The following is a 19334-nucleotide window of genomic DNA, read 5'->3' as shown; positions in this document are numbered from 1 at the left end:
GGGTGACGCCGGGCCCAGAGCACCGGTCGCGAAACTAGCCAACGCGGGACGGTGGCCGGTGGTGTGACGTCACCGGATGGTGTCCAGGGCCTGGCTCAGGTCGGCGATGATGTCCTCCGGCTCCTCCAGGCCCACCGACAGCCGCAGCAGCGCCGGGTCGATGCCGCCCGAGGTGTCGCCGTGCGTGAACAGCAGGCTCACCGGGTGCGTGATCAGCGTTTCGGTGCCGCCGAGGCTCACCGCGTTCAGCGCCAGGCGGGTCTTCTCCAGCACCCGCTGCGCGGCCCCGGCCGAGGCTACGGTGAACGACAGCATCCCGCCGGACCCGGACATCTGGCGGCGCGCCAGGGCGTGCTGGGGGTGGGTGGGCAGGCCCGGGTAGTGCACCGCGGCCACGGCCGGGTGGGCGGCCAGGGCCTCGGCGACGGCCTGGCCGTTCGCGTTGTGCCGGGCCATGCGCAGCGGGAACGTGCGCAGCCCGCGGGCCAGCAGCCAGGCCTCGAAGGGGTGGCAGGTCGGGCCGAGCACGCGCGCGGTGTCCCAGGCGCGGTCGATGAGATCGGCGCGGCCCGTGACCACGCCGGCGGTGACGTCGCTGTGGCCGTTGAGGTACTTCGTCGCCGACTGCACGACCAGGTCGACGCCGAGGTCGAGGGGGCGGGTGTTGTACGGCGACGCGAACGTGTTGTCGACCACGAACAGCGCGTCCGGGGCCGCGGCGCGCACGGCGGCGAGATCCGTCAGCACCATCGCGGGGTTGCTCGGCGTCTCGGCGTACACGAGGTCCGTGGAGGCGTCCACGGCGTCCGCGAGCGCTTCCTGCGGTACCAGCGAAACGTCCGCGCCGAAGGAAGGCAGGACGTCGCGGAGCAGCGTCAGCGCGGCCGTGTAGTGGTTGGTCTGGGCGACGATCCGGGTGCCGGCCCGCACGTTCGACAGCAGCGCGGCGCTCACCGCGGCCATGCCGCTGCCCAGCAGCAGCGCCCGCTCGGCGCCGTCGAGGTCGGCGAGCATGGCCTCGGCCTCGGCGGCGTTCGGGGAGCCGTAGCGGGTGTAGTACCCGACGGGCGCCACCGCCTCCGCGATCTGGGCGGCCTCGGGCCCGCGGGGCAGCTCGTACGTGCTCGTCTGATAGACCGGCGTCGTCACCGGGACGCCGCCCGGCCGGGCGGGGACCTCCGGGTGCAGCAGGCGGGTCATGCTCGGGCGGATCTCCATGGGTCCCAGTATCGCCGTTGCCGAGATGCCCGATTTGCCATGTACGAGAGGATTCTTCGTTATGTTGCCTCCATGCGACATAGACCGATCAGTGAGGCCCTCGTGGCGATCGCGCTCCTGGCCGTACCGCAGCAGGCTTTTGCCGCGGACGCTCCGCAGACGATCGTGGTGCAGCCCGGCGACACGCTCTGGGGGCTCGCCCACCGCAACGACACCACGGTGGCGGACCTGCAACGCCTGAACAACCTCGGCGCGTCCACGCTCATCCGCATCGGCCAGACGCTCGTCCTGCACGACGACGCGGCCGCGATCCGGGCCCGCAAGACGGCGACGGCGATCGCGTACGCCAGGGCCCAGGTCGGCAAGCCCTACAGGTTCGCCACCGCGGGGCCCGACACGTTCGACTGCTCCGGCCTGGTGATGCAGGCCTGGGCCGCGGCCGGCGTGCGGCTGCCCCGGGTCACCTACGACCAGATCAAGGTCGGCGAGCGGGTCACCCGCGACCGGCTGGTCCCCGGCGACCTCGTGTTCACCAACAACGGCGGGCACGTCGAGCTGTACACCGGCGACGATCAGGTCGTCAACGCCGGGCACACCGGCGTCTCGGTGCACCTGCAGGAGCTGCCGCGCGAGGAGCAGATCGTCGCGTACGTGCACCTCACCGACGTGTGAGCAGCTCCTCGAGCCGCCCCGCGAAGGCCGACTCGGCGGCGCCGATCGCGGGGCCCGCGGAGCCCAGCGCGGCCGGGACGATCGGCGGGAGCGCGTCACGGCGCCAGGCCATCGCGGCTCGCCGTACCGCCGCCGAGAAGACGTCCCCGGCCGACTCCAGCAGGTCCACGCCCAGCCCGCCCAGGGTCACCACGGCCGGGTCCAGCGCGTTGAGCAGCGCGCCGACGCCCCGGCCGAGCGCGGCGGCGGCCCGCTCGACGGCGGCGCGCGCGGCGGCGTCGCCGGACCGGGCGGCGGCCAGCACCTCGCCCGCGAAGGCCCGGGGGTCGGCGGGGGCGGGCCGGCCGAGCGCGCGGGCCATCGCCCGCCCGTCGACTGTCACGTCCCAGCAGCCGGTCGCCCCGCACGGGCAGTGCAGCGCCGGGTCGCCGAAGGGCACGTGCCCGAACTCGGCGGCGCCCGGCGCGGGGGCGCCGTCGATGAGGACCACGCCGCCGACGCCGACCTCGACGGTCAGGTGCAGGGCGACCGCATGGCCGCGGGCGGCGCCGCGCAGCGCCTCGGCGACCCCGGCGAGGGCGGCGTCGTTGCCGACGGTCAGCGGCCGCCCGAGCCCGAGCCCGGACAGGTCGACGTCGCGCCAGTTGAGGGTCGCGGCCTGTACGACGGTCGCGCCGCGCACGGTGGCGGGGACGGAGACCCCGACGGCGACGAGCCGGTCGCCGGTCCGGGCCCGCAGCGCGTCCGTGATCTCGCGCAGCACGGTCGCGGGGTCGCCGGTGTGGCGGTGCACCGGCGCGGGGGCCAGCTCGCCGCCGATGGCCGCGGTGGTGACCCGCCAGGTCGCGTGCGTGAGCTCGACGACGGCGACGAGCGGGCCCTCCGGGTGCGGTACGAGCACGGTGGTGGGCCGGCCCCGGCCGGCGCTCGGGGCGGCGACCTCGCCGAGCAGCCGGGCCGCGCGGAGCCGCCCCATGATCTCGGTGGCCGCGCCGCTGCCGAGGCCGAGCCGGGCCGCCGCCTCGGCGCGGGTCACGCCGGGGTGCGCGTGCGCGTAGCGCAGGAGGTCTAGGGCGCCGGGCATTTCTCGAATATACTCGGTGTACGAGTTTATTCGGCGGACGAGGAGGACGGCATGCGGCGTTTTGCGGCGGTACTGCTGGACATGGACGGCACCCTCGTCGACTCCGACGCGGCCGTCGAACGGGCGTGGGTCACGTGGGCCGGCGAGTCGGGCGTGCCGGTCGCCGAGCTGCGGCCCCGCATGCACGGCAACCCGGCGCCGACCACGATCCGCGCGGTGCGCCCCGACCTGTCCGACGATGGCGTCGAACGAGCGGCCGCGCGGCAGCTGGAGCTGCAGTACACCGACCTCGACGACGTCGTGCCCACGCCCGGCACGGCCCGGCTGCTGGTGGCGCTCAAGGAGCTGGACCTGCCCTGGGCCGTGGTCACCAGCGCCGACCGCCGGCTGGCCCGCGCGCGCCTGGGCGCGGCCGGGATCGCGCCCCCGATGCTCGTCACCGTCGAGGAGACGCCGCGGGGCAAGCCACACCCCGACCCGTACCTGGCCGCGGCGGCCCGGCTCGGCGTCGAGCCGGGCGACTGCCTGGTCGTCGAGGACTCACAGCCCGGCATCGACGCGGGCCAGGCCGCCGGCTGCACGGTCGCCGCGCTGCGCGGCCTCGACGCCGACATCCGCATCGCGACGCTGGCGGACCTGGCGGACCTGCTGCAGGCCCAGCCGTAGGCCCGTCACCGCCGCGACCGTGAGCCACATCCCGCGCCCGTCGGCCGCGCCCGCGCTGCCGTGCCCGCCGAGCAGCGTCGCCTCCCCGCCGTCGGCGTCGGGCACCGTGCGCGGCGTGGCCCCGGACCACCCGCCGGCTGACCAGCAGCGGCTTGTGCCAGGAGATTCGCATGCGCCGACGATCGGGGCGCCCGCTTTCACCGCGGTGTCACGCCGGTGTCACCGGGCGACGGCGGCGATCGCCGCGTGCGGCCGGTGGACCTCGTCGTCGAGCCGCAGCAGGCGCTCGACCTCGGTGAAGCCCGCCCGCGCCAGGCGCGCGGCCACTTCGTCGGGCGGCCAGCGGTACGCGGTCACCACCTTGTGCTCGAAGGCGTCCACCTCGTCACCGACGAAGAACCCGAGCACGAGCGAGCCGCCCGGGGCCATGGCCCGGCGGAAACCGGCGAGCACGGCGTCGAACTCCCGGGGCGGCCGGTGGATCAGGGAGTACCAGGCGAGGATGCCGGCCAGGGAGTGCTCGGCGATCGCGAGGTCGTCCATCGAGCCGAGCCGGTAGGTGCCGGTCGGGTGGGTCGCCCGGGCGTGGGCGATGAACTCGGGCACCACGTCGACGCCCGTCGCGTCGGTGCCCAGGCCGCGCAGGTAGTCGGTGAGGTGGCCGGGGCCGCAGCCGAGGTCGAGCACCGGGCCCGGCCGGTTCCCGAGATGCCGCGCGACGAGCGCGAGGTCGTCCGGGTGTACCTTGCCGGCGGTCCCGAAGAGCTCGATGTACAGCTCGGCCACGGACGTGTACGCCTGCTGGACCCGCTCGACACTCACCGCGCGACTATAGGTCGGCCCGTTGCGGGCCGCGAAATTCGGGGCGCCCGCGGGCATCATTGGGCCGTGCTGCTGACGATCACCTCGACCGCTGTACCGGCAACCGATCTCGGGTTCCTGCTGCACAAGCATCCGGGCAAGGTGCAGGACTTCGACGTGCCGGTGGGACGGGCGCACGTGTTCTACCCGGAGGCGACCGAGGGCCGGTGTACCGCGGCCCTGTTCGTCGAGGTCGACGCGGTGGGCCTGGTCCGGGGCCGGCGGCCGGCCGGGCCGGAGGCGTTCTCGCTGGCGCAGTACGTCAACGACCGGCCGTACGCGGCGTCGTCGATGCTCGCGGTCGCCCTGTCCCGGGTGTTCCGCAGCGCCATGGCCGGCCGCTGCGACGCCCTCGCCGGCGAGGGCGCGACCTATCACGACCGCGACCACGGGTGGCATCTCGCGCTCGCCGACCGCCTCGCCGCCGCCGCGCCGGACCTGATCCGCACCACCCGCCGTCTCGTCGTCGACACCACCGACCCGGACTCGACCGCCGCGGGCATCAGCTGGTGGGAGGAGCTCACCGGCAGCGGCGGCGAGGGCATGGTCGTCAAGCCGTACGCCAACCTCCACCGGACGCCCCGCGGACTCGCGCAGCCCGGCATCAAGGTGCGCGGCCGCGAGTACCTGCGCATCATCTACGGCCCCGACTACACCGAGCCCGCCAACCTCGACCGCCTGCGCCGGCGCAACCTCGGCCGCAAACGGTCCCTGGCGCTGCGCGAGTACGCCCTCGGCCTCGAAGCGCTCGAACGCGTCGCCCGCGGCGAACCGCTCTGGCGGATCCACGAGCCGGTGTTCGCCGTGCTCGCCCTCGAATCCGAACCGGTCGACCCGCGGCTGTGAACCGCCGCCGGCGGGATCAGACGGTGGCGCGCATGACCCAACGCCACTTCGCGATCTTCCGTACCCGCGTGAAGCCGTGCCGCGCGTACAGCGTCTCCGGCCCGGTGTGCAGGTAGGCACCCCGCTGCGGCGGCCGCTCCTCGACCTGCTCCGGGTAGGCCTCGACGACCCCGCCACCGGCGCGCCGGATCTCGTCGAGTGCCGCCGCGACGGCAACGGCGGCGACGCCCCGGCCGCGGTCCTTGGCGTTGGTGAAGATGCAGCCGATCCGCCAGTCCGGCGGATCGCCGGCGCCCTGCTCGTAGGAGCGCCGGTTCTTGATGTTGGGGATCTCCGGGGGCGGGCCGAACTGGCACCAGCCCACGCAGTCGTCACCGTCGTAGACGAGCACCTGGTGCACCGTTCCGCGCGTCACGTGCCGGAGCTTCGCCTCCCGGTTGCCTTCCGGGGTGTGCCCGGCGCCGACACCCTCGGGGTGGAAGCCCATGCACCAGCAACCGCCCCAGACGCCGTTGTTGGACTCGACGAGGGCGGCGAAGTCGTCCCAGGTCTCGGGCGTGAGCAGCCGAGTCGTCAGCGTCATGCCCTCAGTGTGACCGAGCGGCCGGGAAGCCGGCACTGCCGATGTCAGTGCACCCGATCGATGGCGTGTCCGGCCGGCGGCGATTCCATGACCAACTCTCGTGAGCTCCTGGCCAGTGCGGCCCCCCGCGGACAGGGCAGCACAGCATGGTGCTGCACGTCGCGGCAAGGGCCGCCGCCCGCTTGGTCGGTATCCCGTGGCAGTCCGGCCGGAGACGTGGCCGGGGGCGCACGGCAGCAGCAATAGTTTGAGCCGGGTCCGGGGCGTCTGCGGACGCGACTTGTTGCCGTGGTTGCGCACCGTCGGGGTTGAAGCGCGGGCCCGCGACTCGCACGGTCACGATCGGACTTGGCGCACGGATCTCCCGCTGATCGCTCAGGCGCAGAATGCCCATGAGCGAACGCCGGAGACGCCGGCGGCCCGGTCGCGCCTGAGCAGCAACGGCCGGCCGGTGGCACTCGAGCGCGACCGGCGGCCGGTGGCACTCGAGCGACGGCCGCCGGTCGAGCCGGCGCCCGGCCGGGGCTACTGGACGCCCAGGACGTCCACGACGAAGCGCAGGGCGCCCTTCGGGGCGCCGTTGGTCGGGTTGTCGCCGTAGGCCAGGGCGGGCGGGATGTCCAGCTGGACGCGGGAGCCGACCTTGAAGCCCACGAGGCCCTGGTCCCAGCCCTTGATCACGTTGCCGCCGCCCAGGGTGAAGCTGAACGGCTCCGAGCGGCTCCAGGACGAGTCGAACTCCTTGCCGTCGGCGTAGGTGACGCCCACGTAGTTCACGGTGATCGTCTGGCCCGCGGCCGTTACCGGGCCCTTGCCCTCGATCAGGGTCGTCTTCACGAGGCTCGTCAGCGTGCCGCCGCCGCCCTTGGCCTGGGGTTTCGTTGCCAGGGCGGGGTCGGCGCCGGGCGGCAGGGGCGGGAACGGTGTCGCGGTGGCGGGGGCGGAGATCGGCGCCGCCGCCGGGCTGTACGAGCGGACCAGCACGACGACCAGGCCGGCGACCACGGCCAGGGCGGCCACCGCGGCGCCCGCGACGAGCAGCATCCGGCGGCGCCGGGCGGCCTGGGCGGCGCGCGCCCTCGCGGCGCCGGCCGCCGCGCGCTTCTCGGCCTTCGACAACAGATCGCTACGCTCGTTCACCGCAATACCGTACGTCACCGCCGCGATCGGGCAAATCACGCCTCGACGTTCTCCAGGGCCACGCGGAAGGCCTCGGTGAGCAGATGGACCAGGGCGTCGGCGGCGCCGTCGGGGTCGCGCGAGGCCGAGGTCGAGGTCGCGGTGGAGCGCACCAGCTCCGCCGCGACGCCGCGTAATCGGTCCAGGGCCTCGGAGAGGATGTGCAGCGACGGGACCGGATGCACGCCGGCCCGGTGCAGGCCCACCACCGAGCGCAGGAGCCGGGGCGCCATCTGCATGCTGCCGTCCTCGCCGTGGACGAGGACCCCGTGGCCGGTCAGGGCGTGCACGAGGGCCGGCTGCTCGCGCCCGAGGTGCTGCAGCAGCGACTGGAGCGCCTCGCCGGACGCGAAAGGTGCACGCACGCCGAGGATGGCCTCGATGGCGACGAGGTTGTACCCCTGCCGCTGCAACGCCTTGATGGCCTCGAGCCGGCGCACGTGGCCGTCGTCGTAGTACGCCGTGCGCCCGCGGCGGATCGGCGGGCCGAGAAGGTTGCGCGTCTGGTGGGCGCGGACGTTGCGCGGCGACATGCCGACCTTGGCCGCCAGCTCCTCCACCGTGTAGCGCGTCATGAGCGTAGCGTAAGGTTCCGCCCGCGCCGAACCACCCGGCGGATCATCCAAAGAAACTCTGTCAACATCGTCTATGGCGAATGCGAATACGCGTCGCTAGAGTGAGCGGCTTCAATACAGTCAGCGGCCCAGGGAAGGCGGGCCACAGGTGGGTCCCGTGGTTGCCTTCCGGGCCGAGCGCCGGCGGGTCCAGGGCCGCGACGCGCTGGAGCAGCTCGTCGAGCTCGGCCAGCGCCAGCTCCTCCGTCTCCTCGTCCTCGTCCCAGGTGCGGATCGCCGCCGAGGTCGTGTACCAGGCGCCGACGAGGTGCAGCGAGGCCAGCCAGTGCACGACCGACGAGTTCACGAACCGGCGGCCGGGGCCGGCCCACGCCTCGAGGGCCGCGAACGAGGGGAGCATGTCACGGGAGGATAGTGCCCGCCGCGCCGGTGTAAGCCAGAGCAAACCCCAGCGTCGGTACCCCGAACAGCACCGACAGCAGCGCCAGGCGGAAGATCGACGGGCGCCACGTCAACAGCCCGTAGGCGGCGGCCAGGACCGGGGCCATGAGCAGCTGGGGGACCAGGGTGGTGCGCGGCACCAGGACGTCGAAGGCCGCCAGCACCAGCGAGAAGGCCAGGGCCGCGACCCAGAGCAGCAGCCCCACGGCGAAGACCGGGCGGCGGCCGAAGCGGACCGCGAAGGTCGTGTAGCCGGCGCTCGCGTCCGCGGCCAGGTCCGTCACCGTCGTCGGGATGTACAGCGCCGCGGCGAAGAGCAGGCCGAGCAGGCCGAACGGCCACGGGAAGTCCCACGGCGGGCGGGTGATCGCCCAGCCCGCGGCCGGCGAGACCACGCCGACGACCAGGGCGTTGACCGCGACGTCCCAGCCCGGCCGGGTCTTCAGGCGCAGCGGCGGCACGCTGTACGCCCACCCGAGCGCGAGCACGCCGGCGACCCCGAGCACGAACAGCGGCCCCACGAACCAGGCGGTCACCAGGCTTGCGGCGGCGATCAGGCGGTACCACCGGCGCAGGCTTCCCGCCGAGAGCCGGCCGGTCACGAGCGGCGCCGACGCCTTGCGCGGGTTGGCCCGGTCGCTCGGCAGGTCGTGCAGGTCGTTCTGGGCCAGCACCGCGAACCAGATCAGCGGGCCGAGCACCAGCAGCGCGAGCAGCGACCGGGGCCGGTCGGCCGCCGCCGGCAGCCAGGCGTGGGAGGCGAGCACGGTGCCCATGTAGGCGGGCACCCACGACACCGGCCAGAACCACGGCCGGGACACGGCTACGAGCAGTACCGCGGGACGATCCATGACCGCCGTCATGAGATCTACGATCCTCCCTGTGGCCTGTGGTGACGCTGTGATGTCCGTCAACCCCCGGGTGGCGCCGCGATGACGCTGCCGTACTACGACGCGGCCGCCATCGAGCGCCTGCTGCCGCCGGAGCGGGCCGTCGCGGCGGTCGAGCGGGCCCTCGCCGGCGGCCTGGACCCGTCGGCGGGCGTGCCCCGGACCTCGATGCGGGTGCCGGCGGGCCAGCTGCTGCTCATGCCGGCCGTGTCGGCCACCCACGCCGGCGTGAAGGTGGCCACCGTCGCGGACCGCGGGCGGCCGCGGGTCAACGCGGTGTACGTCCTCTTCGACGGCGCGACGCTGCGCCCGGTGGCGCTGCTCGACGGGGCCGCGCTGACGACCCTGCGCACGCCCGCGGTGTCGGTCGCGGCGGTGCGGCCGTTCCTGCCCGCGCGGCCGCTGCACGTCGTCATCTTCGGCGCCGGGCCGCAGGGGCTCGGCCACCGCCGGACCCTGGCCGCCGTGGCCGAACTGTCCGCAGTGGACATCGCGACGCGCGCGACAGGTGTCCCCGCGTCGATCGCGGCGGCGGACGTGGTCGTCTGCGCCACGACCGCGCGCGAGCCGCTGTTCGACTCCGCGCGGCTGCGCGACGACGTGGTGGTGATCGCGGTCGGCTCCCACGAGCCGGACGCCCGGGAGGTGGACACGGCCCTGTGCCGCAGCGCCACCGTGATCGTCGAGGACGTCGCCACCGCGCTGCGCGAGTGCGGCGACGTCGTCCTCGCGGGGCTCACCGCGGACGAGCTCGTCCCGATCGGGTCGGCCCCGGCCGGCGCCACCCGGGTCCTGTTCAAGGGCTCCGGGATGGCGTGGCAGGACCTCGTCGTGGCCGAGGCGGTGCTACGCGCCGACCAGGGTGCGCACCCGGGCCGCGCCGAGTGACAGCAGCAGCGTGGGCAGCCGGGGGCCCGACTCGCGGGAGACCAGCAGGCGGTACAGCAGCGAGAAGAACTCCCGCTGGGCCACCTTGAGCTCCGGGGTCGGCTTCGTGTCCAGGGGCAGGCCGAGGCGGATCTTCGGCACGCCGTACACCAGGCTGGTCAGCCCCTCGAGGGACCACTGCTCGTCGAGGCGCCCGGCCAGCAGGGCGAGCGCGGCGCGCCGCTCGTCGTCGAGGGAGGCCAGCAGGTCCGTGTCGGGCTCGGCGCGCACGTGGGTGCGCTGCTCGTCGGCGACGTAGGTGGTGACCCAGCGCACCGCGCAGTCCAGCCGCGGCCGGACCTGATCGAGCGAGACGATCGGGTCGGCCGGGTCGATGTCGCTCAGGATCCGCAGCATCTGGGCCGGGTCGCCGACGGTGATGTCGGCGACGGAGGCGAGCATGCGGTACGGCAGCGGCCGCGGCGTCACCGCGAGCGGCCCGGCGGCGGTGCCGACCGCGCGGTGGTAGGCAGCGACGTCGGCCGGCGCCGCGGTGCCCTCGCCGACCTTGCGGCCCAGCGTGTCCCACTCGTCGTAGAGGCGCTGGATCTCGTCGTCGAACGCGATCTTGAACGACTGGTTGGGGCGGCGGCGACTGTACAGCCAGCGCAGCAGCGGCGCCTCCATGATCTCCAGTGCGTCGGCCGGGGTCGGCACGCCGCCCTTGGAGCTGCTCATCTTGGCCTGCCCGGCGATGCCGACGAAGGCGTACATCGGGCCGACCGGCGCCTTGGCCGCGAAGACCTCGGCGACGAGCTGGCTGCCGACGACGAACGACGAGCCGGGGGAGGAGTGGTCGACGCCCGAGGGCTCGAAGTGCACGCCCTCGTAGGCCCAGCGCATCGGCCAGTCGACCTTCCACACCAGCTTGCCGTTGTGGTCGTCGCGGAGCAGGATCGTCGCGCCGTGGCCGTAGGAGCAGGTGTAGGTCAGCTCGGTGGTCTCGTCGTCGTAGGCGGTGACGGTAGTCGTGTCGCGGTTGCAGACCGCGCAGTACGGGCGGTACGGGTAGTAGCCGGTCGCGCCCTCGCCGTCCTCGTCGTTCTCCGCGGGGGCGATCTTGGTGCGGTACTTCGCGAGGACCGCGTCGATGTGCTGCCGTTCGCGCATCGCGAGCAGGATCTGCTCGAGGTAGGCCCCCGAGCGGTACATCGCGGTCTGGCTGATGCCGCGGTACTGCACCCCGAGCTCGTCCAGCGAGGCCGCCATCGCCGCCTTGAAGTGCTCGCCCCAGCTGTCGTAGGGGCTGCCGGGCGGGGCGGGCACGGCGCTCAGCGGCCGGCCGATGTGCTCGTTCCACGACTCGTCGACGCCCTGGACGCCGGCCGGCACCTTGCGGAAGCGGTCGTAGTCGTCCCAGGAGATGATGTGCTCGACGTCGAGGCCGCGGCGGCGGATCTCGTCGGCGACCAGGTGCGGGGTCATCACCTCGCGCAGGTTGCCGAGGTGGATCGGGCCGGAGGGGCTCAGGCCGGACGCGCAGACGATGGGCTTCCCCGGCGCGCGGTCCTCGGCGTGCGCGATGACCTCATCGGCGAAGCGGGCTACCCAGTCGTCAGCGATACTGTGCGTCACCCGACCATTTTGCCCGACCGGGTCGAGCGAATTCACTCGGGCCCCGCCCGCTCCAGCAGTGTCTCGATGCGCGCCATGAGCTCGCTCGGCTCGAACGGCTTCACGAGGCAGTCGTCGGCGCCGGCGCCGAAGCCGGTGCTCACCTCCAGCCACTGCCCGTGCGAGGTGAGCATGAGCACCGGCATGACCTCGGTGTCGGCCGCCTCGCGCAGCGCCCGGCACACCTCGATGCCGTTGATGCCGGGCGTGCTCACGTCGAGGATCGCCAGGTCGGGGTGCTCGCGATGGGCGGTGTCCAGCGCGCTGCCGCCGTCGGCGCAGGCCAGCACGTGGTGCCCGGAGGTGTCGAGCAGGAAGGTGAGCAGGTCGCGGATGGCCAGGTCGTCCTCGGCTACCAGGACTGTCGACATGTCAACCTCCCCAATCGGGCTGACCCCAGTATACGAACAAATACCATCAAATATGGTTAAGAGGTGCACCCGGGTCGGCGGTACGTACCGGTCGCGCTCGCCGCGGTCGTGCTGCCGCTCGGCCTGCTTGCGACCGCCGGCGTGGCGGTCGCGCTGGGGCTGAAGGAGCGCCGCTCGGCCGCCCAGGCGATGGTCCGGCGGCGGTACCCGCTTCAGCGTGCTGCTGCCGTTCCGCCCCGCAGCAGCGCCCGGCCGCGGCGCTGCGTGCGGCGAACCATAACGTGAAATGAAGTCTCGTTTAGGAAGGTTGACATCGAGGCTCTCCGATTCAAAGATCTGGCAGGCAAGTTGCCTATTAGACTTCGCACGGAGGCACCTCGTGAACCACCCCCTCAGGCTCGCCGGCCTGGGCGCCGCGGCCCTGCTCGCCGTCGGCACCGTGACGACCGTCGTGGTCATGCAGGGCGCCGACGCGGCCACCGAGACCCTGCTCTCGCAGGGCCGGCCGGCCACGTCGTCGTCGGTGGAGACCTCGTCGCTCGGCGCCGCCCTGGCCTTCGACGGCAACACCGGCACCCGCTGGGCCAGCGCCGAAGGCTCCGACCCGCAGTGGGTCCGGGTCGACCTGGGCGCGACCAAGCGCATCACGCACGTGAACCTGAACTGGGAGACCGCCTACGGCAAGGCCTACCGCATCGAGACCTCGTCCGACGACAGCGTGTGGACGACCATCTACAGCACCACCACCGGCAACGGCGGCACCGACGACCTCACGGGCCTGTCCGGCACCGGGCGGTACGTGCGGCTCTTCGGCACGGCCCGCGGCACCGAATGGGGCTACTCGCTGTTCGAGTTCAAGGTGTACGGCGGCAGCGTCACCGAGGGCACCCCGACCGCCTCGGCGTCGGCGTCGCGCACGGCCGGGCCCTCCGCCTCCGCCTCGCCGTCGGCGTCCCCGTCGCGCAGCGCGTCCGCCAGCGCCACGCCGACCAAGAGCCCGACGGGCACCCCGGGCAAGGACCTGAACGACCCGCGCAAGAAGGACATCGCGATGCAGCTGGTGTCCTCGGCCGAGAACTCCTCGCTGGACTGGAAGGCGCAGTACAAGTACATCGAGGACATCGGCGACGGGCGCGGCTACACCGCCGGGATCATCGGCTTCTGCTCCGGCACCGGTGACATGCTCGAGCTCGTCGAGCTCTACACCCAGCGGGTGCCCGGCAACGTGCTGGCCAAGTACCTGCCGGCGCTGCGCAACGTCGACGGCAGCGACTCCCACGCGGGCCTGGACCCGAACTTCACCAGGGACTGGAAGACCGCCGCCGCCGACCCCGCGTTCCAGCAGGCCCAGAACGACGAGCGGGACCGGGTGTACTTCAACCCGTCCGTCAGCCAGGCCAAGGCCGACGGCCTGCGGGCCCTCGGCCAGTTCATCTACTACGACGCGATCGTCATGCACGGCCCCGGCAACAGCGCGGTCAGCTTCGGCGGCATCCGCAAGGCGGCCATGGCCAAGGCCAAGACGCCGGCCCAGGGCGGCGACGAGGTGACGTACCTCAACGCCTTCCTCGACGCACGGGTCGCGGCGATGAAGACCGAGGAGGCGCACAGCGACACCAGCCGGGTCGACACCGCCCAGCGGGTGTTCCTCAACAACCGCAACTTCGACCTCGACCCGCCGCTGTCGTGGAAGGTGTACGGCGACTCCTACAACATCGCCGCTTAGTCACCGTCCTGCGGGTTCCGGGCGTCGCCGAGGATCGAGGAGATCGCCTCGGCGGCGCCCGGGCGCGCGAACAGGTACCCCTGCCCGAACTCGCACCCGAGGTCCTGCAGCGTCGACCACTGCTCGTTGGTCTCGATGCCCTCGGCGACCGTCTGCAGCTGCAGCGCCCGGCCCAGCTGCACGACCGCCTCGGCCAGGGTGGCGTCGCCGTGCTCGGTGGTGATGCCGTCGACGAACGAGCGGTCGATCTTGAGGATGTCGACCGGGAAGCGCTTGAGGTACGACAGTGACGAGTACCCGGTGCCGAAGTCGTCGATGGCCAGGCGCACCCCGAGGGCCTTGAGCCGGCCCAGGGTCTCGATGGTGGAGTCGGTGTCCTGCATGAGCAGCGACTCGGTGATCTCCAGGACGATCTGGTGCGGGTCGACGCCGGTCTCGGCCAGGATGCCGCCGACCTCCTCGACCAGACCCTCGTGCTGGAACTGCCGCGCCGAGAGGTTCACGTTGACCCGTATCGCGGCCGCCGCCGGGAACTGCTCGCGCCACGCGGCCAGCTGTTCGCAGGCCTGGCGCAGCACCCAGCGGCCGAGCGGCACGATGAGCCCGGTCGACTCGGCGAGCGGGATGAACGAGTTCGGGCCGACCGGGCCGCGCACCGGGTGCTCCCAGCGCACCAGGGCCTCGACGCCGATGAGGCGGCTGGTCGGCAGGTCGACGATCGGCTGGTAGTGCACCACGAACTCCTGCTGGGCCAGGGCCCGCTCGAGCTCGGCCCGGTCCTCGGCCTCGCGCAGGATGCCCGCGTACATGGCCGGGTCGAACAGCGCGCAGCGGTCGCGGCCGGCGCCCTTGGCCGAGTACATGGCCAGGTCGGCGTTGCGCAGCAGCTCGCCCGGGTCGGGCCCGTCGTCGCCGTCGCCGGCCTTGGCCGTCGCCACGCCGATCGAGGCCGAGCACACGACATCGCGGTTGCCCAGCCGCAGCGGCCGGCGGATCGCGACCAGCAGCCGCTCCGCGAGGTCCATCGCCTCGATCTCGTTGATGTCCTCGACCAGGATCGCGAACTCGTCGCCGCCGAGGCGGGCGAGGGTGTCCGCGGCGCGCAGCTGCTGGTGCAGGCGCAGCGCGGTGGTCGCGATGAGCTGGTCGCCGGCGTTGTGGCCGAGGCTCGTCGTTGACGAGCTTGAAGTCGTCGAGGTCGACCAGCAGCAGGGTGATCCGGCCGCCGCCGCGGCGGTTGCGGGCGATGGCGTGCTCGAGGCGGTCGCGGAACAGGGCCCGGTTGGGCATGCCGGTCAGCGAGTCGGCGAACGCCTGCCGGGTCAGCTCCTCCTCCAGCTCCTTGCGGCCGGTGACGTCGCGGATGCTGATGACGGCGGCGTACAGCGGCGCCTCACCCATCCGGTTGGTGCCGATGACCTCGACCCAGATCCAGGCGCACGCGGACGGCGCCGATGAGGATGACCCCGACGGCGATCCACGTGCCCAGCCTGATCTGGCGGGCGCGGTAGTCGATTTCGTGCTGCTCCAGCGCGCTCTCCGGCATGATCACACCGATCGGTGCGCGGCCGCCGATTCTGAGTGCGGTTGCGGTGCAGTACGGGTAAAGCGGCGCGAGGCCGATGTGAGTCGGGATCACAATCGGTTGTCCGGCTCGATAGGCTGCCGGTCATGGGAGTCTGGCGCATCGCCGCCACCGGTCTGGCGCTGACCCTGTCGGCCGGGCCGGTGCCGCTGCTCGAGCCGTCCGGGGCCGCCGTCGTGCCGTGCCCCTACGCGTCCACGCCCACCATCCCGCCCACGCCCCCGTCGCCCGAGCGGGACCCGGCCGCCCCCGTCGTCGGCGGCGCCCAGCTCGGCACGAAGGGCCTGGCGATCCCGGCCGGGGCCGCCGCGCCGCCGACCACCTCGGCGATGTCGTGGGTGGTCGCCGACCTCGACACCGGCGAGGTGCTCGGCGCCTGCGACCCGCACCTGCGCCGCCGGCCGGCCAGCGTCCAGAAGCTGCTGCTCGCGGCGACGGTACTGCCCAAGCTCGACCCGAACCAGCTGGTCGAGGCGACGCCGGCCGACCTCGACCTGCCCGCCGACAGCTCGATGGTCGGCATGATCGTCGGCGGGCACTACCCGGTCTCGACGCTCTGGTACGGGCTGCTGCTGCAGTCCGGCAACGACACCGCCAACGCCCTGGCCCGGGTCGGGGGCGGCGACGGCGGCGTGCCGGCCACGATCGCCGCGATGAACGCCGAGGCCCACCGGCTCGGGGCCGACGACACCCACGCGGTCACCCCGTCCGGCCTCGACGCCCCGGAGCAGTTCACCAGCGCCTACGACCTGGCCCTCATCGCGCGCGAGGACCTCGACCGGCCGGCGTTCCTGCAGTACGACACCGCCCCGACGTTCCCGTGGCCGGCCCAGCCGCCCAAGGACCCCAAGGGCTTCCAGATCCAGAACGAGAACAAGCTCCTGACCGAGTACTCCGGCGCGATCGGCGGCAAGACCGGCTTCACCGACGAGGCCCGGCACACCTACGTCGGCGCGGCCAAGCGCGGCGACCGGCGGCTCGTCGTCACGATCATGGGCGCAGAGGTGGTGCCGGCGCGCGCCTGGAAGCAGGGCACCACGCTGCTGGACTGGGGCTTCGCCCGGCCCGCCGGCGCCTCGGTCGGCACGCTCGTGACCCCGGCCGAGGCGGCGGCGCTGCACGCGCCCCCGTCGGCCGCGGCGGTGCCCGCGGCCGGCGCCCCGGGCACCGCGGGCGCGCAGTCCCGGGCGCCCGGCCGCACCCTCTCCCTCGCCGTCGTGGCCCTGGTCGCGCTGGTGGTGCTGTGCACGGCGGGCACGGTCGTGATGGTCCGCCGCGCCCGGCGGGTCACGACCTAGGCACAGGCCGTCTGGGCGGCGCGCAGGTGTTCGTCGAGGCTCTGGGTGAGCCCGGCGCCCCGCGCGGCCCGCTCGGCGACGTCACCCTGGGTGTCGAACCGGACGTCGGCGAGCCCGTCGAGGTCGTCGGCGATGCCGATGAGGGCCGCCTTGAGCTTCGGGTGGAACAGGAGCCGGCTGGCGAACCGCCGGTTGTGCGCGTCGCCGTATCTCAGCTCCGACGCGATCTGCGGGTCCGCCGGGGCGGTGAGCAGCGCGGCCCACTGCTGGGGCGTGCCGGCGGTCACGGACGGCAACGCCTGCACCATCGCCGCGACCTCGGTGCACGCCTGGGCCTTCTCCTTGCGCTCGTCGAGGTAGGCCTGGCCGACGCCGATCGCCAGCAGCACGACGATCGCGGTGCCGACGAGCGAGACGATGCTCACGATCCGGCGCCGGACGCGGCGGGTCCGGGGCGGCTCGGGCCGGAAGTAGGCGACCGGCGGGGCGTACGCGGGCGGGGGAGGTGGTGCCGGGTGCGCGTGCTGGGTCGGCGGAGCCGCGGTGTCGAGGTCGACGTAGGTGGCGTACCGGTTGGAGGAGCGCCCGGAGGTCATGGGCCCTCTTTCGGCCGGGGCGGCGCGCGGCTGAGGGTTTCGAGCTGTTGGCAGAGTGCCAAGAAGGCGTAGAGTGCCGTCCATGGCCTACCCGCCGGAGCCGTGGTCACTTCGCGGGCGCATGCTCGTCTCGGTCTGGGTGCTGCCCCTCGCCGCCGTGCCCGAGCTGCCCGGCGAGCTCGCCGGGGCCGTCCGCGTGGTGCGGATCGGGGGGCGGGCGGTGGTCGGCACCGCCTGGGTCGACTACCGGCCCGGCGGGGACATGAGCTACCGCGAGCTGCTCGCCGCCGTGCTCGTGCGCGCCGGGATGCGGCCCCGCGTCACCATCTCCCACATCTGGGTCGACAGCGCCGACTCGCGCGACGGCGGGCGGGCGCTCTGGGGCATCCCCAAGGACCTCGCCGAGTTCGAGCTCACCGACACCGGGGCGCGGGCGAGCGCCGGCGGGCCGATTGCCCGCGCCGACATCGGGCGCGTGCGGCCGTGGCTGCGGATGCCCGTCCGGTTCCGGTGCACGCAGGCGCTCGACGGGCGGCCGAAGACGACGCCGGTGCGTTCCACCGCGCGGTGCGGGCCCGCCGGCGTGGCCTGGCACGTCGAGCCCGGCGGCCCGCTCGGGTTCCTCGCCGGGCGCAGGCCCGTGCTCACCCTCGTGGCCGACGACTTCCGGATGAGGTTCGGGACTCAGCGGTAGTCGGAGCGTGCCAGGCGGGCGGTGCGGGCCCGGTACTCCGAGGCCATCCCCGGCCAGTTGGTGACCACGCGGCCGGAGCCGGTGCGGTACCAGCTCGTGCAGCCCGTCCACACGCTGCCGGCCAGGCGGCGCTGCATCTCCGCGTCGAAGGCGGCGGCGACGTCGGGGCGCACCTCCAGCGGGCCCGACTCGGCGATCGCCCGCACCGCCTGCACGATGTAGCGGGCCTGGGACTCGTGGAAGTACACCACCGACGTGTTGCCGGTGTTCGTGTTCGGGCCGTACATGAGGAACAGGTTCGGGAAGCCCGGCACCGTGATGCCCAGGTGCGCGTAGGCCCCGTCGCGCCACTCGTCGTCGAGGCGCCGGCCGTCGCGCCCGGTCACGGCCAGGGGCGTCAGGAACTCGGTCGCGGCGAAGCCGGTCGCGTAGACGAGCACGTCGCAGTCGTACGCCGCGCCCGCCGTCTGTACGCCCGTGCCGGTGATGCGCAGGATGTCGTCGGTGACGAGGTCGACGTGCGGGGCGCGCAGGGTGCGGTACCAGTCGCCGGTGAACAGGACCCGTTTGCACCCCATCGCGTAGTCCGGCGTCACCCGGGGCCGCAGCCGGCGGGCCTGCACCAGCCGCTGGCCGTCGGAGAGGGCCCGCACGAGCCGGCGCGCGATCGGCCGGCCGGTGACGGCCCGCCCGGTGACCACGGTCAGCAGCCAGGTGCCGGCCCGGGCCGCGCGCATCAGCGCCGGGACGCGCCGGTTGAGGGCCTTGCGGGCGCGGCCGTACCGCCGGTTGGGCTTCGGCAGCGTCCACGGCGCGCTGCGCTGGAACACGGTGATCCGGGCGGCCCGGCCGGCGATGGCCGGCACCAGCTGCACGGCGCTCGCCCCGGTGCCGACCACGCCCACGCGCCGGCCGGTGACGTCGATCGCCGGGTCCCAGCCGGCGGTATGCGCGACGATCCCGGCGAAGTCGGCGGCCCCCGGGATGGCCGGGACCACCGGCCGCGACAGCTGGCCCGTGGCCGGGATGAGGATGTCGAACTCCGCCGTGGCCCCGCCGGCCAGCGTGAGGCGCCACGCGGCGCCCGTCCAGGCCGCGGCCTCGACGGCGGTGCCGAGGCGCAGGTGCGGCCGGAGCCCGAAGTCGTCGGCGCACCGGCGCAGGTACTGCAGGATCTCGCCGTGCGGCGGGAACCGCTGGGACCAGTCGGGGTTGAGCGCGAAGGAGTACGAGTACAGCGGGGCCGGGATGTCGCAGGCGCACCCGGGGTAGGTGTTGTCGCGCCAGACGCCGCCGACGTCGTCGCCGCGCTCGTAGATCGTCACGTCGGTGACGCCGGCCCGCCGCAGCAGGTGGGCGACCGCGATCCCGCCGAAGCCGGCCCCGATGACCGCGACCCGGGGGCCGGTCACGGCCGGCCCCCGCACACCAGCGCGACCCGGGGGCCGGTCACGGGAGGACCTCGCGCACGAGCGCGACCCCGGGCCCCGTCACGGGAGGACCTCGCG

The 19334-nt window shown here is 73.8% G+C and carries 21 protein-coding genes and 1 pseudogene; 8 read left to right on the top strand and 14 right to left on the bottom strand.

The window, feature by feature from the left end; translation table 11 throughout:
• Window positions 1-69: 69 nt before the first annotated feature.
• A complete protein-coding gene (locus ACPPVO_RS39220) occupies window positions 70-1218 on the bottom strand; it encodes a trans-sulfuration enzyme family protein (RefSeq protein ID WP_426503626.1) in 1149 nt (382 codons plus the stop codon).
• Window positions 1219-1290: 72 nt separating this feature from the next.
• Between ACPPVO_RS39220 and ACPPVO_RS39215 the strand changes: the two genes are divergently transcribed.
• On the top strand, window positions 1291-1890 hold the full coding sequence (locus ACPPVO_RS39215; protein ID WP_426503625.1) for a C40 family peptidase: 600 nt from the start codon (window positions 1291-1293) through the stop codon (window positions 1888-1890).
• On the opposite strand, the gene ACPPVO_RS39210 is transcribed toward ACPPVO_RS39215, so the two are convergent.
• On the bottom strand, window positions 1877-2974 hold the full coding sequence (locus ACPPVO_RS39210; protein WP_426503624.1) for an ROK family transcriptional regulator: 1098 nt from the start codon (window positions 2972-2974) through the stop codon (window positions 1877-1879). The two genes, ACPPVO_RS39215 and ACPPVO_RS39210, sit on opposite strands and share 14 nt — an antisense overlap.
• Before the next feature lie 51 nt (window positions 2975-3025).
• Between ACPPVO_RS39210 and ACPPVO_RS39205 the strand changes: the two genes are divergently transcribed.
• Entirely contained in the window at window positions 3026-3640 is a 615-nt protein-coding gene (locus tag ACPPVO_RS39205; RefSeq protein ID WP_426503623.1) for an HAD family hydrolase, read from the top strand.
• A 219-nt stretch (window positions 3641-3859) separates the two neighbouring features.
• Here ACPPVO_RS39205 and ACPPVO_RS39200 read toward each other — a convergent pair whose 3' ends face one another.
• Entirely contained in the window at window positions 3860-4462 is a 603-nt protein-coding gene (locus tag ACPPVO_RS39200) for a class I SAM-dependent DNA methyltransferase (protein WP_426503622.1), read from the bottom strand.
• A gap of 66 nt (window positions 4463-4528) precedes the next feature.
• Here ACPPVO_RS39200 and ACPPVO_RS39195 point away from each other — a divergent pair, with 66 nt between their 5' ends.
• Window positions 4529-5347 (top strand): hypothetical protein, encoded by an 819-nt coding sequence (locus ACPPVO_RS39195; protein ID WP_426503621.1) that lies wholly within the window; start codon window positions 4529-4531, stop codon window positions 5345-5347.
• 16 nt (window positions 5348-5363) lie between these two features.
• Here ACPPVO_RS39195 and ACPPVO_RS39190 read toward each other — a convergent pair whose 3' ends face one another.
• The 5 genes from ACPPVO_RS39190 to ACPPVO_RS39170 form a co-directional block, all read right to left on the bottom strand.
• Window positions 5364-5930 carry a GNAT family N-acetyltransferase gene (locus tag ACPPVO_RS39190; protein WP_426503620.1) on the bottom strand — a complete coding sequence of 189 codons (567 nt, stop codon included), beginning with the start codon at window positions 5928-5930 and terminating at the stop codon, window positions 5364-5366.
• Between the two features lie 525 nt (window positions 5931-6455).
• A complete protein-coding gene (locus ACPPVO_RS39185; protein ID WP_426514781.1) occupies window positions 6456-7076 on the bottom strand; it encodes an FKBP-type peptidyl-prolyl cis-trans isomerase in 621 nt (206 codons plus the stop codon).
• A gap of 29 nt (window positions 7077-7105) precedes the next feature.
• Window positions 7106-7684, bottom strand: a complete 579-nt coding sequence (locus ACPPVO_RS39180; protein WP_426503619.1) for a MerR family transcriptional regulator — start codon at window positions 7682-7684, stop codon at window positions 7106-7108.
• A gap of 61 nt (window positions 7685-7745) precedes the next feature.
• Complete coding sequence (locus ACPPVO_RS39175; RefSeq protein WP_426503618.1) at window positions 7746-8084, bottom strand: SUKH-4 family immunity protein; 339 nt, start codon at window positions 8082-8084, stop codon at window positions 7746-7748.
• A gap of 1 nt (window position 8085) precedes the next feature.
• The gene (locus ACPPVO_RS39170; protein ID WP_426503617.1) at window positions 8086-8988 is read right to left on the bottom strand and encodes a UbiA prenyltransferase family protein; all 903 of its coding nucleotides are present in this window, start codon (window positions 8986-8988) and stop codon (window positions 8086-8088) included.
• Between the two features lie 69 nt (window positions 8989-9057).
• Between ACPPVO_RS39170 and ACPPVO_RS39165 the strand changes: the two genes are divergently transcribed.
• On the top strand, window positions 9058-9903 hold the full coding sequence (locus tag ACPPVO_RS39165) for an ornithine cyclodeaminase family protein (protein ID WP_426503616.1): 846 nt from the start codon (window positions 9058-9060) through the stop codon (window positions 9901-9903).
• Here ACPPVO_RS39165 and lysS read toward each other — a convergent pair.
• Both lysS and ACPPVO_RS39155 read right to left on the bottom strand, forming a co-directional pair.
• Complete coding sequence (lysS, locus tag ACPPVO_RS39160; protein WP_426503615.1) at window positions 9862-11517, bottom strand: lysine--tRNA ligase; 1656 nt, start codon at window positions 11515-11517, stop codon at window positions 9862-9864. The genes ACPPVO_RS39165 and lysS overlap by 42 nt on opposite strands.
• A gap of 32 nt (window positions 11518-11549) precedes the next feature.
• Window positions 11550-11927 (bottom strand): response regulator transcription factor, encoded by a 378-nt coding sequence (locus ACPPVO_RS39155; RefSeq protein WP_426503614.1) that lies wholly within the window; start codon window positions 11925-11927, stop codon window positions 11550-11552.
• A 63-nt stretch (window positions 11928-11990) separates the two neighbouring features.
• Between ACPPVO_RS39155 and ACPPVO_RS39150 the strand changes: the two genes are divergently transcribed.
• The gene (locus tag ACPPVO_RS39150) at window positions 11991-12212 is read left to right on the top strand and encodes a hypothetical protein (RefSeq protein WP_426503613.1); all 222 of its coding nucleotides are present in this window, start codon (window positions 11991-11993) and stop codon (window positions 12210-12212) included.
• Window positions 12213-12306: 94 nt separating this feature from the next.
• Window positions 12307-13653: a chitosanase gene (locus tag ACPPVO_RS39145; protein ID WP_426503612.1), complete on the top strand. Its 1347-nt coding sequence runs from the start codon at window positions 12307-12309 to the stop codon at window positions 13651-13653.
• Here the strand turns inward: ACPPVO_RS39145 and ACPPVO_RS39140 are convergent.
• Both ACPPVO_RS39140 and ACPPVO_RS39135 read right to left on the bottom strand, forming a co-directional pair.
• Entirely contained in the window at window positions 13650-14771 is a 1122-nt protein-coding gene (locus ACPPVO_RS39140) for a putative bifunctional diguanylate cyclase/phosphodiesterase (RefSeq protein WP_426514780.1), read from the bottom strand. The genes ACPPVO_RS39145 and ACPPVO_RS39140 overlap by 4 nt on opposite strands.
• A gap of 112 nt (window positions 14772-14883) precedes the next feature.
• A pseudogene (locus ACPPVO_RS39135) lies at window positions 14884-14943 on the bottom strand (hypothetical protein); the annotation flags it as partial.
• Window positions 14944-15324: 381 nt separating this feature from the next.
• Here ACPPVO_RS39135 and ACPPVO_RS39130 point away from each other — a divergent pair.
• Window positions 15325-16536, top strand: coding sequence for a D-alanyl-D-alanine carboxypeptidase family protein (locus tag ACPPVO_RS39130; protein ID WP_426503611.1), 1212 nt, complete (start codon window positions 15325-15327; stop codon window positions 16534-16536).
• Here ACPPVO_RS39130 and ACPPVO_RS39125 read toward each other — a convergent pair.
• Complete coding sequence (locus ACPPVO_RS39125; protein ID WP_426503610.1) at window positions 16533-17132, bottom strand: hypothetical protein; 600 nt, start codon at window positions 17130-17132, stop codon at window positions 16533-16535. The genes ACPPVO_RS39130 and ACPPVO_RS39125 overlap by 4 nt on opposite strands.
• Before the next feature lie 82 nt (window positions 17133-17214).
• On the opposite strand from ACPPVO_RS39125, the gene ACPPVO_RS39120 reads away from it, so the two are divergent.
• Complete coding sequence (locus ACPPVO_RS39120) at window positions 17215-17826, top strand: acetoacetate decarboxylase family protein (protein ID WP_426503609.1); 612 nt, start codon at window positions 17215-17217, stop codon at window positions 17824-17826.
• Here the strand turns inward: ACPPVO_RS39120 and ACPPVO_RS39115 are convergent.
• Window positions 17817-19238: a flavin-containing monooxygenase gene (locus ACPPVO_RS39115; protein ID WP_426503608.1), complete on the bottom strand. Its 1422-nt coding sequence runs from the start codon at window positions 19236-19238 to the stop codon at window positions 17817-17819. The genes ACPPVO_RS39120 and ACPPVO_RS39115 overlap by 10 nt on opposite strands.
• Between the last annotated feature and the right edge of the window lie 96 nt (window positions 19239-19334).

Source organism: Dactylosporangium sp. McL0621 (assembly GCF_049995355.1).
GTDB lineage: Bacteria > Actinomycetota > Actinomycetes > Mycobacteriales > Micromonosporaceae > Dactylosporangium.
The sequence above is the reverse complement of the archived record's forward strand: the minus strand, read 5'-3'. Positions and strand labels throughout refer to the sequence as shown.